Annotated in this window: 16 protein-coding genes, 1 tRNA gene and 1 pseudogene; 6 read left to right on the forward strand and 12 right to left on the reverse strand. The window is 70.3% G+C overall.

The genetic code is table 11. The features are described from left to right. Positions 1 to 18: 18 nt before the first annotated feature. Positions 19 to 483, reverse strand: coding sequence for a GatB/YqeY domain-containing protein (locus OG462_RS20800; protein ID WP_406059625.1), 465 nt, complete (start codon positions 481 to 483; stop codon positions 19 to 21). A gap of 74 nt (positions 484 to 557) precedes the next feature. Here OG462_RS20800 and OG462_RS20805 point away from each other — a divergent pair, with 74 nt between their 5' ends. From OG462_RS20805 to OG462_RS20815, 3 genes are all read left to right on the forward strand, one after another. Then, positions 558 to 1,496 (forward strand): metallophosphoesterase, encoded by a 939-nt coding sequence (locus OG462_RS20805; protein WP_406059627.1) that lies wholly within the window; start codon positions 558 to 560, stop codon positions 1,494 to 1,496. Positions 1,497 to 1,589: 93 nt separating this feature from the next. Continuing rightward, a complete protein-coding gene (locus tag OG462_RS20810) occupies positions 1,590 to 2,327 on the forward strand; it encodes a Pr6Pr family membrane protein (protein WP_406059628.1) in 738 nt (245 codons plus the stop codon). A gap of 38 nt (positions 2,328 to 2,365) precedes the next feature. After that, a tRNA-Pro gene (locus tag OG462_RS20815) sits at positions 2,366 to 2,439 on the forward strand. 97 nt (positions 2,440 to 2,536) lie between these two features. On the opposite strand, the pseudogene OG462_RS20820 reads toward OG462_RS20815, so the two are convergent. Beyond that, positions 2,537 to 2,731 (reverse strand): annotated as a pseudogene (locus tag OG462_RS20820) (site-specific integrase); the annotation flags it as partial. A 188-nt stretch (positions 2,732 to 2,919) separates the two neighbouring features. Here OG462_RS20820 and OG462_RS20825 point away from each other — a divergent pair. Further along, entirely contained in the window at positions 2,920 to 3,069 is a 150-nt protein-coding gene (locus OG462_RS20825; protein ID WP_406059630.1) for a hypothetical protein, read from the forward strand. 218 nt (positions 3,070 to 3,287) lie between these two features. On the opposite strand, the gene OG462_RS20830 is transcribed toward OG462_RS20825, so the two are convergent. Next, a complete protein-coding gene (locus OG462_RS20830; RefSeq protein ID WP_406059632.1) occupies positions 3,288 to 3,980 on the reverse strand; it encodes a hypothetical protein in 693 nt (230 codons plus the stop codon). 272 nt (positions 3,981 to 4,252) lie between these two features. Here OG462_RS20830 and OG462_RS20835 point away from each other — a divergent pair, with 272 nt between their 5' ends. Continuing rightward, on the forward strand, positions 4,253 to 5,617 hold the full coding sequence (locus OG462_RS20835) for a glutamate decarboxylase (protein WP_406059634.1): 1,365 nt from the start codon (positions 4,253 to 4,255) through the stop codon (positions 5,615 to 5,617). A gap of 171 nt (positions 5,618 to 5,788) precedes the next feature. On the opposite strand, the gene OG462_RS20840 is transcribed toward OG462_RS20835, so the two are convergent. The 5 genes from OG462_RS20840 to OG462_RS20860 all read right to left on the reverse strand — a co-directional run bounded on the left by OG462_RS20840 (position 5,789) and on the right by OG462_RS20860 (position 9,857). Next, on the reverse strand, positions 5,789 to 7,405 hold the full coding sequence (locus OG462_RS20840; protein WP_406059636.1) for an MFS transporter: 1,617 nt from the start codon (positions 7,403 to 7,405) through the stop codon (positions 5,789 to 5,791). A gap of 80 nt (positions 7,406 to 7,485) precedes the next feature. Then, on the reverse strand, positions 7,486 to 7,923 hold the full coding sequence (locus OG462_RS20845; RefSeq protein WP_406059638.1) for a hypothetical protein: 438 nt from the start codon (positions 7,921 to 7,923) through the stop codon (positions 7,486 to 7,488). A gap of 79 nt (positions 7,924 to 8,002) precedes the next feature. Next, positions 8,003 to 8,290, reverse strand: coding sequence for an SHOCT domain-containing protein (locus OG462_RS20850; RefSeq protein ID WP_406059640.1), 288 nt, complete (start codon positions 8,288 to 8,290; stop codon positions 8,003 to 8,005). A 54-nt stretch (positions 8,291 to 8,344) separates the two neighbouring features. After that, positions 8,345 to 8,806, reverse strand: a complete 462-nt coding sequence (locus OG462_RS20855; RefSeq protein ID WP_406059642.1) for a DUF6325 family protein — start codon at positions 8,804 to 8,806, stop codon at positions 8,345 to 8,347. A 172-nt stretch (positions 8,807 to 8,978) separates the two neighbouring features. Continuing rightward, positions 8,979 to 9,857, reverse strand: a complete 879-nt coding sequence (locus OG462_RS20860; protein ID WP_406059644.1) for a glycosyltransferase family 2 protein — start codon at positions 9,855 to 9,857, stop codon at positions 8,979 to 8,981. 231 nt (positions 9,858 to 10,088) lie between these two features. Between OG462_RS20860 and OG462_RS20865 the strand changes: the two genes are divergently transcribed. Next, complete coding sequence (locus OG462_RS20865) at positions 10,089 to 11,213, forward strand: protein kinase domain-containing protein (RefSeq protein ID WP_406059646.1); 1,125 nt, start codon at positions 10,089 to 10,091, stop codon at positions 11,211 to 11,213. Between the two features lie 44 nt (positions 11,214 to 11,257). Here the strand turns inward: OG462_RS20865 and OG462_RS20870 are convergent, their stop codons facing one another. From OG462_RS20870 to OG462_RS20885, 4 genes are all read right to left on the reverse strand, one after another. Further along, positions 11,258 to 11,539 (reverse strand): hypothetical protein, encoded by a 282-nt coding sequence (locus OG462_RS20870; protein ID WP_406059647.1) that lies wholly within the window; start codon positions 11,537 to 11,539, stop codon positions 11,258 to 11,260. A 65-nt stretch (positions 11,540 to 11,604) separates the two neighbouring features. After that, entirely contained in the window at positions 11,605 to 12,624 is a 1,020-nt protein-coding gene (locus OG462_RS20875; RefSeq protein WP_406059649.1) for a YdcF family protein, read from the reverse strand. Between the two features lie 140 nt (positions 12,625 to 12,764). Further along, the gene (locus tag OG462_RS20880) at positions 12,765 to 12,941 is read right to left on the reverse strand and encodes a hypothetical protein (RefSeq protein ID WP_406059651.1); all 177 of its coding nucleotides are present in this window, start codon (positions 12,939 to 12,941) and stop codon (positions 12,765 to 12,767) included. Between the two features lie 25 nt (positions 12,942 to 12,966). Further along, complete coding sequence (locus OG462_RS20885) at positions 12,967 to 14,109, reverse strand: hypothetical protein (protein WP_406059653.1); 1,143 nt, start codon at positions 14,107 to 14,109, stop codon at positions 12,967 to 12,969. Positions 14,110 to 14,189: the final 80 nt, after the last annotated feature.

The following is a 14,189-nucleotide window of genomic DNA, read 5'->3' on the forward strand; positions in this document are numbered from 1 at the left end:
ACAGCCGGCTCTCGGGGATCAGCCCGCGAGGAGCTTCTTCACGGAGGCGGCGACCCGGCCGCCGTCGGCCTGGCCGGCCACCTTCGGGTTCACGATCTTCATGACGGCGCCCATGGCGCGCGGGCCCTCGGCGCCCGCCGCCTTGGCCTCCTCGACGGCCGCCGCGACGATCGCGTCGATCTCCTCGTCGGTGAGCTGCTTCGGCAGGTACGCGTCGAGGAGGACGCCCTCCGCCTTCTCCCGCTCGGCGGACTCGAGGCGACCGCCCTGGGTGAAGGCGTCCGCGGCCTCGCGGCGCTTCTTCGCCTCCTTGGCGATCACCTTCTGCACCTCGTCGTCGGAGAGTTCGCGCTTGGTCTTGCCCGCGACCTCCTCCTTGGTGATCGCGGTGATGGTCAGCCGCAGGGTCGAGGAGCGCAGTTCGTCGCGCTCCCGGATCGCGGCGTTGAGGTCGGCCTGGAGCTTCGCCTTGAGCGTGGTCATGGGGTCAAGTGTGGCAGGTGCGCCACCCCACCCGCCCGCGCATTTACGCCCGGAGGGTCTGCGACGATGGGGGAATGCGCGCACGGTACGGGATCCCCCTGAAGATCACGGCAGGCCTCACGGCGACGGCCGCCGCCGGAATCGTCTACGCGGCGGGCTTCGAGGCCCGCTCGTTCCGGCTCCGCCGAGTGACGGTCCCGGTGCTCCCGCCCGGCATGAGCGACCTGCGGGTCCTCCAGGTCTCCGACATCCACATGGTGAGCGGCCAGCGCAAGAAGCGGGCCTGGCTGCAGTCCCTCGCGGGCCTCCGCCCGGACTTCGTCGTCAACACCGGCGACAACCTCTCCGACACGGACGCGGTGCCGGAGGTCCTCGACGCGCTCGGCCCGCTGATGGAGTTCCCGGGCGTGTACGTCTTCGGCTCCAACGACTACTACGGGCCCACGCTCCGCAACCCCGGCCGCTACCTGAAGGAGAAGGTGCAGGGCCGGCACGGCCTCAACGGCAACAAGCCGGTCGTCGGGGCGGTCCACAACCCCTGGGAGGGGATGCGGGACGCGTTCGACGCGGCGGGCTGGGTGGACCTCACCAACACCCGCGGCCGGCTCAAGCTCCCCCAGGCCGACCTCGCGTTCACCGGCCTCGACGACCCGCACATCAAGCGCGACCGGTACGAGCGGGTGGCCGGCGGCCCCGACGCGGACGCCGACTTCACGGTGGGCGTGGTCCACGCCCCGTACCTGCGCTCGCTCGACGCGTTCACGGCCGACGGGTACGAGCTGATCCTCGCCGGGCACACCCACGGCGGGCAGCTGTGCATCCCCTTCTACGGGGCGCTCGTCACCAACTGCGACCTGGACACCGACCGGGTGAAGGGACTCTCCACGCACACGGTCGCCGACCGGACGTCCTACCTCCACGTCTCGGCGGGCTGCGGCACCAACCGCTTCACCCCGGTCCGCTTCGCCTGCCCCCCGGAAGTCACGCTGCTGACGCTGACGGCACGCAGGTAGCCACCACTCCGCGCGGGATCGACCCCCTCCTCCTCGACTGGGGCCCCCGACCACCTACGGTGCGGGGCATGCCCGACCACTTACGGTGGGGGCATGCTCACGCCGAACCGCGCGTCCGCCGTCCCGGCCTCCGTCGTGCTCCCCACCACTCGCAGGCCGTACGCCGCCGCCTTCCGCGGCATGATCGCGCTCGCCGCGGCGACGGGCCTGATCATCGAGTGCCTCTACGGGAACGTGCTCGTCGTCCTGAGCTTCTTCACCATCTGGTCCAACATCCTGGTCGCCCTCGTCCTCGCTTGGGGCGCCGTCCGCGCCTGGACCCGCCGTCCGCCGCTGCCCGCGGTGTGGACCGGTGGTGTCGTGCTCTGCATCACGGTGGTCGGCCTCGTCTTCCACCTGGTCCTCGACAACCCGGCGAGCGAGTTCAACCAGGCCGCCGAGATCGCCCGGCTCACCGGCGCGAAGGCCGTCGCCAACCAGCTCCTCCACACCGTGACCCCGATCGGCACGGCCCTGGACTTCCTGCTGCTCACCGCCCCCGGCGCGCTGCGCCGGCGCCACGCCGCCCAGTGGCTGGCGATCCCGGGCCTCTACCTCGCCTTCGCGCTGATCCGCGGCGCCCTGCTCTCCCCCGGCGCCCCGACCCGCTACACGTACCCCTTCCTCGACGTCACCGCCCACGGCTACGCCGGCGTCCTCACGAACGCGGTCGTCCTCGGCGCGGCCTTCTACGCGCTGGGCCTCGCCATCGTCGGCCTGGACCGCATCCGACCTGCGCCGCGACCCCCCGAAAACCGGATTTCGTCTCAGCGCGCGCGTGGGCTAAAGTAATCGATGTCGCCGCGACGTGAACAACAGAGCAGCGACATCGGGGTGTAGCGCAGCTTGGCAGCGCGCTTCGTTCGGGACGAAGAGGTCGTGGGTTCAAATCCCGCCACCCCGACAGCCGTAAGACCAGGTGAGGCCGGTACTGATCTCAGTACCGGCCTCACCTGTTTCTGTCTGCGTGTCCATCTGCGTGGCTACCGCTTCTCGCGTGTCTACGGCTGCTGCGGATCGGCGCCGAAGATCCCGTCCATGACCACGGCACCGGCCTGGATCACGGGCCGGATCTGCTTCCGGTAGACCTCCTCCGTCACAGTCGTCCCCGAATGGCCGACGAGGCGGGAGATCACTTCCGGCGGGACGCCACGGTCGGAGAGCAGAGACACGAAGCTGTGCCGTGCGGGCGCCGGTCAGCAGGGCGATCACCTTGTCCCGGGCCATGGCGCGCTTGACCTCCTTGACCGTGTAGTTGGTGGGGGGCGATCGCGAGACCGTCCTCGTGGTCCCGCAGCACCTCCTTGAGCTTGCTCTTGGCCTCCGTCCTGGTCTTGCCACTCCCCAAGGCGGATTGCATGCGCCGGAAACGGAGGGGAAGCCGGTGGGATGGCAAGAGGCTGGCAACACCGAGGTCCACATCCCGTTGGCGCTGCTTACCGAGACGATGAAGGAATTCGGCATCACCGTGGACTACGACGAGGCCGAACTGGAGCGCCGGCTCGGCCCGCGGCCCGAGTCGACCGAGTACTAGAGCGCGAGGTCGTGGGGAGCTGTTACAGGTTTCTCCACCTCATCAAGGCACCCGCCACCGTGGCTGATGAGCATGTCGTCGGGACGCCAGGCCCGCGCCCGCTCCACATACGTGTGGGTCGACGGCAGACGGGATGGGAGTCGGGGAGAGTGGTGGGTCATGACTGCCGACTGCCGCCCTCGCCTCGGTTCCGCCAGGCGCCAGAGCGCGACTGCTGGTCAGGTTGGCGTGGTGGGAACTGTCAGGGCGGACGGGGCGAGCACCCACAGCAAGGCTCGGCCGGTCAGTGGGGTCGTGGCGATCAGGGTCAGGTACACCTCGACGGTCGATCCGTTACCGGTGAAGACATCCAGGTCGCCGGACAAGCGTGACAGCAGGTAGACGACGGCATCGACGATGAGCCACGAGGCCAGGTTCGCCCCGATCCACCAAGCCCAGCGATTGGTGACCTTGCGGAGCACGAGTGACTGGGACAGGCCCAGGAGTGGCCCCAGTGCCAGGCTCTGGCTGGCGGCCAGCAGGTAGGCCGTCGACACCTCGTTGGCGGATTCCTCTGCGGTGGCGATCGCGGGCGTGATCACCAGCAGCCAGGCAAGCAACGCCGGGCCGACGTTGGAGCTGATCCACGCCTTGCGGGGGATGGGGACGCGCTGCCGAGCGACCAGCCATTGCAGCGCTCCCAGAACGCCCCCGAACAGCAGGGCCCCAAGGGTGGCGATCAGCAGCGCCACCACGACATGGTTGCTCACGAGATTCAGGTTGAGGGTGTCGCTGCCTACCCATACCAAAAGGAAGCCGACAGTCAGAACAACAACGAATGCGATCGTGTTGCAGCCGATCCACTGCCAGTACAGGCGAGTGTTCCAACCACTCGATGAGGCCGCCTTGCGGCCCGATCCGGAAGCCGCCACCAGTCACCCCTTCTCGTGTGTCGTCGGCGCGCCGGTAAACGAAATCGACGGAGCACAATTCGCCCTGAGGTAGACGCCGCCATCCCGGTGACCATCTGATGCGCCTGCCACATTGGCCCGCGCAGCCCGGGGACGTTGAAGCCACGAGCAGAAGCGATAACTCGATCACCGCATCGGGGGAACCGTGGACAAGACTTCACGCTCGGTGCCTGGAGGTTGCACTCCGGCGTGTCCCTCGCGCAGGCAGGCAGCGGCGCTGTTTGAATCCTCGTATGACCAAGCGCGACGACGCGGCCCTTTTCGGTAACCGATTCTTGACCGCGCCCGCTCCCTCGGAGAAATTCCCCGAGGAAGGAATGGCCGCGACGGACGCAATGAGGCTCGTCGATGTGGATCTCGCCATGGAGGGCGATCCACAGCGTAACCTCGCCACGTTTGTCACCACGTGGATGGAGCCGGAGGCGCAACGGCTCATCGCCGAGAACCTCCACCGCAATTTCATCGACCATGCGGAGTACCCCATTTCCGCCGAGATCGAGCAGCGTTGCGTGCGCATGCTCGCCGATCTCTTCAACGCGCCGGGCAAGACGGCCGGATGTCGGACCCAGGGCTCGTCCGAGGCGATCATGCTCGGCGCGCTGTCACTGAAGTGGAAGTGGCGGGAACGTCGCCAGGCAGCCGGCCTGTCGACCGACCGGCCCAACCTGATCTTCGGCGGGGACGTCCACGTCGTGTGGGAGAAGTTCTGCCGCTACTTCGACGTCGAACCGCGGATCGTGCCGCTCGCCGAGAACAAGTACACGATCGGCCCGGAGGACGTGGAGCCCCACCTCGACGAGAACACGATCGGCGTCGTCGCCGTCCTCGGCACCACGTTCACCGGCCACATGGACGATGTCGTCGGGATCGACAAGCTCTTGCGGGACGTCCGCAAGAAGCGGGACCTCGACATTCCGATCCACGTCGACGGCGCCAGCGGCGCCTTCGTGTGGCCCTTCCTCTACCCGGACTCGAAATGGGACTTCCGGCTGGAGCAGGTCCGTTCGATCAACGTCTCGGGCCACAAGTACGGCCTGGTCTACCCCGGAATCGGGTGGCTGATCTTCCGCGAGGAGGCCGACCTCGCCAAGGACCTCGTCTTCTACGAGAACTACCTGGGCAAGACCGACGCGACCTTCACCTTGAATTTCTCCACCGGCGCGTCGATGGTGCTCGCGCAGTACTACAACTTCGTGCGACTCGGCCGCCAGGGCTACACCTACGTCATGAAGTTGATGCAGGAGAACGCCCATGCGCTGGCGGACAACCTGCGAAGCGGCGGCCGCTTCGAAGTAATCGGCAGCGACCTCGAACAGCTGCCCCTGGTCGCCTTCCGCCTCGCCGGCAAGCACTCCTACGACGAGTCCGACGTCGCCTGGCAGCTCTCCGCCGAGCGCGGCTGGATGGTGCCGGCGTACACGCTCCCGCCCAACGCGGAGCGGGTGAAGATCATGCGTGCCCTCGTCAAGGAGACCCTGAGCCGCGAACAGATCGATCGCCTGAGCCAGGACATCGAGGACGCATGTCGCACCCTGGACGACAAGGGCGCGGCGCACGACACCGAGCGGGCCCAGGTCAAGCGCGGCACCGGTTACTGACGCACCTTCGCCGCCCGGTTGCACACCTGCTCGCACTCAGGGCACCTCCATCGCGCACAGAGTGAGTGTGGAATCCCGCCACCCCGACAGCCGTAAGACCAGTTCAGGGGCCTGATCCGCGTAAGCGGGTCGGGCCCCTGAGTGGTTTCCGGGGTTTCTCCGGCGCGCTTGCTAGGGCTTGGTCGAGCCGGGCTGGGTGGTGGGGATGCGCTGGGTGAAGAACAGGGCGATGAGGGCGGCGAAGGCGAGGACCGCGAGTGCGGCGCGCAGTCCGTCGATTCGCGCGTCGGCGTTCGCGTCCAGTACCTGCTGCGTCTGTTCCTCGCGGGCGCCCGCTTCGTCCAGGGCGGTCTGCAGCTGGGCGTCGGAGAGGAACGGGACGCCGCTTTGGAGTTCGACGGTCGCCTGGCTCTTCACACTGTCCGGGACCGTCGGATTCTGCTCGACGCTCGCCAGGAAGGACGAGGTGAGCGAGGCGATCAGGAGCGATCCGGCGAGTGCGGTACCGATCGAGGCGCCGAGGTTGGTGACGGCGTTCTGGACGCCGCCGACCTCCGCGCTCTTCTCCTCCGGCATCGCGGAGACGGTGACGGACCCCAGCTGGGAGGCGAGTGCGCCCATCCCGAGCCCGATCAGGAGCATCGGGATCGTGACCACTTCCGCGCCGGCGTCCGCGTCGAGTGCGGCCATCAGGATCACCGCACCGAGAAGCAGAGCGACGATCCCGAGGCGTACCACTCGTCGGGGTGAGACGTCCGGGAGGAAGCGCGGGATGAGGACCGCGGCGGCGAGCAGGGTCACCGAGAGCGGCAGGAGCCGGGCGCCGGTGGCGAGCGCGGACAGGCCCAGGGCGACGGACAGGTAGAGCGGGACGAGGAAGAACACGCCCATCTGGACGAGGTACTGGAAGAAGAACATCGTCAGCCCACCGGTCAGCTGCTTGTTCTGCAGCATGGCGGGGTCGAGGAGGGGTTCCTTGTGCTGCCCGACGAGGCGGGCCTCCCAGCGGAGGAACAGCCAGGTCAGCCCGATGCCCAGCAGCATCAGCCACACGGTCAGGGAGATCCCGAACAGGGCGGGTGCGTCGGGCTTGGGCTGGAACCAGCCCCACTCGTCGGAGCGGAGCACACCGTAGACGAAGATCCCGAGCCCGAGGGCCGAGAGCACGACACCGATGACGTCGATGCGCGGCCGTTCCTCACTCACCGCGTCGGCGATCGGACGGGCGAGGACGAGGATGCCCAGGACCACGAGGACCTCGCCGGCGAACACCCATCGCCAGGAGAAGTACGCGGTCGCGACGCCGCCGATCAGCGGGCCCACCGCGATCGCCACCGCGCCGGCCGCGGCGACAAGCCCGTAGGCGGCGGGGCGCCGCTCCGTGGGGAAGTTGCCCGCCACGAGCGCCACGATCGCCGGCAGGATCAGCGCTGCCCCGATGCCTTCCAGGAACGACCAGCCGATCAGCAGCACGGTGAGGTTGGGCGCCAGGGCGGTGGTCAGGGAGCCGCAGCCGTAGATGACGCAGCCGATGATGAAGGCGCGTTTGCGGCCGATCAGCGCCCCGACCTTCCCGCCGGGGATCATGAACATCGCCATCACCAGGGTGTAGGCCGTGATGGCCCCCTGGATCCCCACCACCGTGGTGCCGACGTCCTCGGCCACCGTCGCGATCGAGACGTTCATGACAGAGCTGTCGAGCGCCATCAGGAACTGACCGGACGCCAGTACCAGCAGAACGAGTCGCGCCTTCGCGGAACTTTCGGAAGTGCCTGTTCCCGGTGCCATGACCGGTAGCGTCCCAGCCGCCCGAGGGGGTGCGACGCACGACCCGCCGCGCGCGGCGGGTCAATTCGTCGTCGTGTGCGTCAGCTCTGCGGCAGGCGAGGTGCGGCGCACAGCGCCCAGATGACGATGACGTCGATCGCGATCAGCAGCATCGCCCAGAACGGGTAGTACGGCAGCCACATGAAATTCGCGATCATGCCCAGGGCCGCCAGTGCGACACCGATGAAGCGCGCCCACAGGGCTCCCTTGAACAGCGCGATACCCGCGAGCACCATGATGATGCCCAGGATCAGGTGGACCCAGCCCCAGCCGGTCAGGCTGAACTGGTAGACGTAGTTGCGCGTGGTGACGAACACGTCGTCCTTGGCGATGCCGGCGATCCCCTGGAACAGGGTCATCGCCCCGACGAAGATCATCATTACTGCGGCGAACACCACCCATCCACCGGCGGCTGTGCCGCCATGTGAGTGGTTGTGCGCTGAGTCGCCACGCTCGGTCCCTGTGACGTTGCTGGACATAGGGGTCTCCTTCGCCGACGGCCACTGACTCTGCCTCCGGCGGTCTCGGCGCCGGATCAGGCGCTGCGGCAGGCGGCGGTCACGAGGCGAGAATCCGGCTCTTCTGAGCCGCGAACTCCTCCTCGGTCAGTACGCCTTGTTCCTTCAGCTCCCCGAGTTCCTTGAGTTGAGCGATCTTGGCGCTCATGTCGTCGACCGGTGCGGCGGGCGCCGGCGCCGGGGGAGGTGCCGGTGCTTGCTGTGGGGCTGCCGCCGTCTCCTGTCCGGCCCAGCGACCCGCCTGGCGCCGTGAGACCCGGTTGGAGACCGCGGTCGCCGTACCGGCCACCACGGCGGTGCGCGCCACCCCTCGAAGAAGTCCTGGCATGTCGGTCCTCCTTGCTTCTGCCGAGACAATCCGCTCGCTCGGACATCAGGGGCGTCAGGCAGCGGGGCTGTTCCCCTCCGCCGCCTCCGCGGCTTCGAGCGAGGCCAGGAGAGCCTGCACGGGGATGCGTCCGCCCGCCACGAGTTGCGCACCGCCGCGCCGCAGGGCTCGCGCGAGGGGCGCGGCCCAAAGGTTCTCGTACACCAGGATTCCGGCCGCGTTGCCGGGTTCGAGCGCCATCCCTGCCTCGTCGAGGTCGTCCTGGCCCAGAAGTCCGGACGAAACGCCCTCGAACACGGACAGGTCGAGCCGGCCGTCACCGTCCAGATCTGCCAGCTCCAGGGCGACGACACTCCCGTCGTCGTCCTTCCGTACGAACAGGAGGTCGAGAACGCGGATGACGCCTCGGTCCACCAGGTCGAGCAGCAGGGGGAAGCCTTCGCCCGTCATGCGGTTGCCCGGGAACTCGATCACCAGGAAGTCGACCGGTCCCATGTCTTCGATTGCGTCGCTCATCACCACTCCAGACACACGGCTCGCAGGACTTGGCCGCGCCCGGCCTCATCCCGCCACCGTGTCCCGCAGGGCATGGTCGGCCGGAGCTCTCCATCCATTGCAGCATTCGCCAGAAGGCTTCGCATGTTCACGGAGCAGGCCGCCGCCCGTGGCTCGGGCGGCGGCCGGGGCGTCAGATGACCGGCGGTCGGCCCAGGCGGGTCATGTGGCGGACCGTGGACCAGCGCATGGGGTGGCGGGGGCCGCAGGAGCGGCGGACGCCCTCCGCGAAGCCGGCGAACCAGGACGCGAGGCCCGGCAGGGAGCGCGTGCGGGCCAGCGTGAGGAGGGTCCAGACGCCGAGGTAGACGGGGACGAGCAGGGCCGGCAGGTTGCGCTTGGCCAGCCAGACGCGGTTGCGGGCGGTCATCCGGTAGTAGACGGCGTGCCGGGCCGGGCTGGTCTTCGGGTGCTGGAGGAGGAGTTTCGGCTCGTAGACGACCTTCCAGCCCGCGTCGAGGGCCCGCCAGGCCATGTCGGTCTCCTCGTGGGTGAAGAAGAAGTCCTCCGGCCAGCCGCCGATCTCGTCGAGCATCACCATCGACAGGCCGTGGCCGCCGCCCAGGAAGGTCGTGACCTCCCCGCCGCGCATCGGGTCCTTCGCCCCGAGGCGCGGGACGTGGCGCCGCTGCGTCTCGCCCGTCTCGTCGGCGATGCGGAACGACACGACGCCCAGGGCCGGGTCGTCCTCGTACAGGTCGGCCAGGCGGCGGAAGACGTCCGTGTCGACGAGCAGGCCGTCGTCGTCGAGGTCCACCACCACGTCGACGTCGCCGAACGCGCGGAGGGTCTCGATCGCGACGTTCCGGCCGCCGGACACGCCCCGGTTCTCGGGCAGTTCGACGCCGGTCACGCCCTCGGGGAGCTCCGGGAGGGTCCCGGCGCCGTTGCCGACGACCACGATCCGGGTGGCGGCCTCGTCCTGCGCCGCCACGGCGTCGAGCAACGCCCGCAGCTCGACCGGGCGCGTGCCCATCGTCAGTACCGCCACACCCACACGAGGTCGCGCCACGACCACTCCGTTCGCTGTTCACCGGAACTCGCTCCGGGCCGCGATGCTAACGCCCGGCGTCACCTTCCGTTCACCCGCATCACGGGTGTGGTGCACCCGACGTGCGCCGGGAGGGGGGAGCGCGGCGAACGGCGTTGCCCGACGGCTCTACGCTGGTTCCCTTCCGTCAAGTTGAACGATCGTCGAAAGGGTGGTCTCCAGGTGCTGGTCGCGGACCGATATCGGCTTCATGTGTGTATCGGCCGGGGCGGCATGGGCGAGGTGTGGCAGGCCACCGACGAGGTGCTCGGCCGGGACGTCGCCGTGAAGCTGATGCTGGCGCACGGGACCGACCCCTCCGCCGCCGACCGGTTCCGGCTGGAGGCGCAGACCGCCGCCCGGCTGAGCCACCCGCACGTGGTGGGCGTCTTCGACTTCGGTACGTGGGACGGAAAGCTGTTCCTCGTCATGGAGTTGGTGGAGGGAGACAGCCTCGCCGGGAGCCCCTCCGATCCGCTGATCCTGCCCGCCGAGCGGGTCGCCGTGGTCGCCGCCCACGCCGCCGCCGGGCTCGCCGCCGCGCACCGGCAGGGTGTCGTGCACCGGGACATCAAGCCGGGAAACCTCCTGGTCGACGCCGACGGGACGGTGAAGCTCGCCGACTTCGGTATCGCCCGCTTCGTCGACGACCCGTCGGCGGCGCTCACGACCACGGGCCAGATCGTGGGCACGGGGCTCTACCTCGCCCCCGAGCGGGCCCTCGGGCAGCCCGCCTCGCCCGCCTCCGACGTGTACTCGCTCGGTTGCGTGCTCTACCAACTCCTCACCGGCCGCCCGCCGTTCCGCGCGGACACCGCCACGGCCCTGCTGTACCAGCACATCGACACCGCGCCGATGCCGCCCGCCCGGCTCGGGGTGGCGCTGCCGCCCGAGTTCGAGACGTACCTGCTGAGCCTGCTGGCCAAGCAGCCGGAGCAGCGGCCCTCGGCGCAGACCATCGCGGACTGGTTCTCCTCCGGCGCCTGGCGCGGCTACTCCCGGCCCGCCCCGGTGCAGCCCCATGTCCCGCACCACAACGCCGGCCCGCCGCCCGGCGTCGCCACGCGGCCCGCGCCGATGCCCGGGGCCGCGCCCATGCCCGGAGCCATGCCCGGAGCCATGCCCGCCACCGGGCCGACGCACAGACCCGCGCCGCCCGCGCAGGGGCAGAGACCGCCGTCCGCCGGCGCGCCCGCGTCCCGGCGGCGTGAGCGGCCGAGCAGCACCGGCAGCGGGCTCGCGGAGCTCTCCCGGCGCCGTCCCCGCAAGACGGCTGCCGTGGCAGGTGCCATCGCCTTCGTGGTCTTCCTGATCATCGGGATGGCCTGGCTCTCCTGAGGCGCTCGCCCGGGGCGCTCGCCCGGGGCCGCCCCGGAGGCACGTCAGTACAGCCTCGGCGCCATCACCTGCGGCTCCCCGTCCACCGTCGCGAGCAGCAGGCAGCGCGGTACGCCGGGCCCCGGGGTGGCCCGTACGGTCACGGTCGTCGGCGGGTCGGTCGGCAGCTCGATCGGGACGGCGACCGGCCGGTCGTCCTTGGTCGTGGCATGGCCCGTCTCCTTGCCGTCGACGAGGATCTCGACGACGGGCGTGTGCCCGGTCTGGACGGTCGCGGAGACCGAGTGCCCGAGGTAGTCGATGTGGAAGTGGTGCCGTCGCCTCATGGGTCACCTCCGTACCTCCAGAGTAGGTACGGAGCCGTACGGCGGCACCCGGCGGCCCCGGAGGGTCAGCGGCTCGCCCACACGAGGACCCCGAGCAGGATCAGGGTCAGCAGGATCCCGAGGTTGACCACCTTGTACTGGAGGAAGACCGCGGCGAACTCGCGGATGGTCGCCGACGGCCAGAAGTAGGCGGCGGTCGGCGAGCCCACCACCTGGCCGTTCACGCCCGCGCGGCGGGCCAGGATGGCGGCCCGGAAGGCGTGGAAGTTGTTGGTGACGATCACGCACGAGGAGCCCGGCCGTTCCCGCTCCATCAGCTCCTTGCTGAAGAGCATGTTCTCCTCGGTGGTGCGCGAGCGGTCCTCGCGCACCAGCGCGACGGACGGGAAGCCGCGCTCGACGAGGTAGTCGGCCATCGCGTGGGACTCGGGGACCTCCTCGTCGGGGCCCTGCCCGCCCGAGGTGATGAGGACGGGGGCGTCGCCGTCGCGCCGCTCGTACGCGGCCAGCCTCTCGTGCACCTCGCGTCCCCGGTCCAGGCGGCTCGCCAGCAGCGGGGGCACCCGGCGGCCGCCGATCAGGCCCGAGCCGAGGACGACGACGTAGTCGGCGTCGCGGCGGATCCTCATGCGGCCGTACAAGAACGCGTAGCCGACGAAGCAGACGAAGAGGAAGGAGACGTAGCCGAGGATGAGGAGGAGGGTGACGACGAGGGTCTGCAGGGCCCACGAGTCGGTGGCGGCGGCGGCCACCGCCAGGACCATCACCCCGAACATGCCGAGCCCGGCGAGGAGCGCGAGCAGGTTGGCGGGGCGCCTGCCCTCCTTGCGCACCATCTTCACGCCGTTCGCGGTGAGGAGCCCCGCGAGGACGACAGGACCGAGGCCGAGCACGAGCAGCCCGCAGATCATCACGGTCTCGGCGACACCGGGCGGGGCGTCCTCGATCCCGGCGAGCAGCCCGATCCCGAGGAAGGTGACGGCGAGGCCGAGGTGCACGGCGTTGCCGAAGCGGCGCCGGTCCCGCCGTACGCCGAGCCCGAAGAACAGCAGGAAGACCGTGGCCACGGCGAAGGCGTACGACATGACGGCATCGTAGACAGACCTCAGGCCTCCCCGGCCAGAGCGAGCGGGCCTCAGGCCTCCCCGGCCAGAGCGAGCGGGCCTCAGGCCTCCCCGGCCAGAGCGAGCAGACTTCAGGCCTCCCCCGCCAGAGCGAGCAGACCTCAGGCCTCCCCCGCCAGGGCGAACAGGCCGCGTCTCGCGCCCTCTTCGTAGGCGTACCGGAGTTCACTGCCGTCGAGCAGCGACCGGAGCGCCCTCTCGCTCCGGGCGCGGGTCACCACGCAGTACTCCGCAGGCCGGTACGAGTCGTCGAAGGCCGAGGTCCGCAACAGGTCCACGGCGCCCAGCAGATGGGCCGCCGCGTCACGCCTTCCGGCCGACACCCGGATCTGGGCCAGGAGTTCCGCCGCGCCGGCCGCACCCGCCGCCGTGCCCATCCGCAGGTGCTCGCACAGCGCCCACCGGGCGTGTTCGGCGGCGCGGTCCAGGTCCCCGTCCCACGCCGCGAGTTCGGCGCGTGCCATGGACGACCAGGCCTCGGCGTACATGTCGCGGCCCACCCAGGGCCACCGGCTCTCGCGGTCCAGGTCGCCATGGTCCAGCGCCTCCTGCGCGGCCTCCGGGTCCGTGCGGCAGAGGGAGAGCGCGAGGCCCGCCCAGCAGGCGTGCCGGGTCGGCCCGAACTCCGGGTACTCCCCCATTCAGCGCGAGGGCCTCCCGGAATTCGTGCGCCGCCGCGCGCGTACGTCCCTGATACAGGGCGGTCGAGCCCCGCAGATGGGCGAGGAGGCCCAGGGTGCCTTCGTCCCCGTCCCGCACGGCCGCCGCCCAGGCCCGGCCGAGGAGCGGATCGGCGTCCTCCGGGCGGCCCGCCTCCAGATCCAGGAACGCGGCGAGCCACAGGGCGCGGGCCGTCGGCTCCCCGTTGAGCAGGGCGAGGGCGTGCCGCAGCCGCGTCCGGCCCTCGGTGGCCCGCCCGCAGGCCACCCACAGGAACCACAGCGAGACGGCGATCTCGACGGCCTTGTCGGCCTCGTTGCCCGGCGAGAGCGGCGCGGTCGTCGGGTCCATGGCGGCGGCCAGGTCCGGGAGTTCCCGCAGGGCGAGGTCGCGGGCGTCGAGCTGCCGGCCGCTCTGCCACCAGTCGGCGGCCCGCCGGGCGAGCTTCACGCACCACCGCCGGTGCCGCAGGACCACGGACCGTCGGTCGCCGCGTTCGGTGAGCCGGCGGGCGCCCACGGCCCGCATCGCGTGCGGCATCCAGTAGCGGGTGACGTCGTCCTCGCCGGCGAACAGGTCGTCGACGGGGAGGAGGGCGAGGGGCACGAGCCGGTCGAGGACCGCCGGGATCGCCGCCGGGGGCAGTTTCCCCGACGCGCACACCTCGACGACGGCGTCCCGGCCGAAGGTCCCCTCGAAGACGGACAGCCGTTCCCACAGGAGCCGTTCGGCGGGCCCGCCGCAGGCGTATCCGCGCTCGGCGGCGGCGAGCTGGTCAAGGCTCACCGGCTCGCCCCACAGCACGGTCGGCCCACTCCAGGAGGCACCCCAGGAATCACTTCTGGAGTCACCCCGGGAATCGCTCC

The organism is Streptomyces sp. NBC_01077 (assembly GCF_045162855.1).
Classification (GTDB): domain Bacteria; phylum Actinomycetota; class Actinomycetes; order Streptomycetales; family Streptomycetaceae; genus Streptomyces.

Coding starts and splice junctions, on each gene's coding strand:
- OG462_RS20800 (WP_406059625.1), bottom strand. CDS start 483: ATGACCACGCTCAAGGCGAAGCTCCAGGCCGACCTCAACGCCGCGATC.
- OG462_RS20805 (WP_406059627.1), top strand. CDS start 558: ATGCGCGCACGGTACGGGATCCCCCTGAAGATCACGGCAGGCCTCACG.
- OG462_RS20810 (WP_406059628.1), top strand. CDS start 1,590: ATGCTCACGCCGAACCGCGCGTCCGCCGTCCCGGCCTCCGTCGTGCTC.
- OG462_RS20835 (WP_406059634.1), top strand. CDS start 4,253: ATGACCAAGCGCGACGACGCGGCCCTTTTCGGTAACCGATTCTTGACC.
- OG462_RS20840 (WP_406059636.1), bottom strand. CDS start 7,405: ATGGCACCGGGAACAGGCACTTCCGAAAGTTCCGCGAAGGCGCGACTC.
- OG462_RS20845 (WP_406059638.1), bottom strand. CDS start 7,923: ATGTCCAGCAACGTCACAGGGACCGAGCGTGGCGACTCAGCGCACAAC.
- OG462_RS20850 (WP_406059640.1), bottom strand. CDS start 8,290: ATGCCAGGACTTCTTCGAGGGGTGGCGCGCACCGCCGTGGTGGCCGGT.
- OG462_RS20855 (WP_406059642.1), bottom strand. CDS start 8,806: ATGAGCGACGCAATCGAAGACATGGGACCGGTCGACTTCCTGGTGATC.
- OG462_RS20870 (WP_406059647.1), bottom strand. CDS start 11,539: ATGAGGCGACGGCACCACTTCCACATCGACTACCTCGGGCACTCGGTC.
- OG462_RS20875 (WP_406059649.1), bottom strand. CDS start 12,624: ATGTCGTACGCCTTCGCCGTGGCCACGGTCTTCCTGCTGTTCTTCGGG.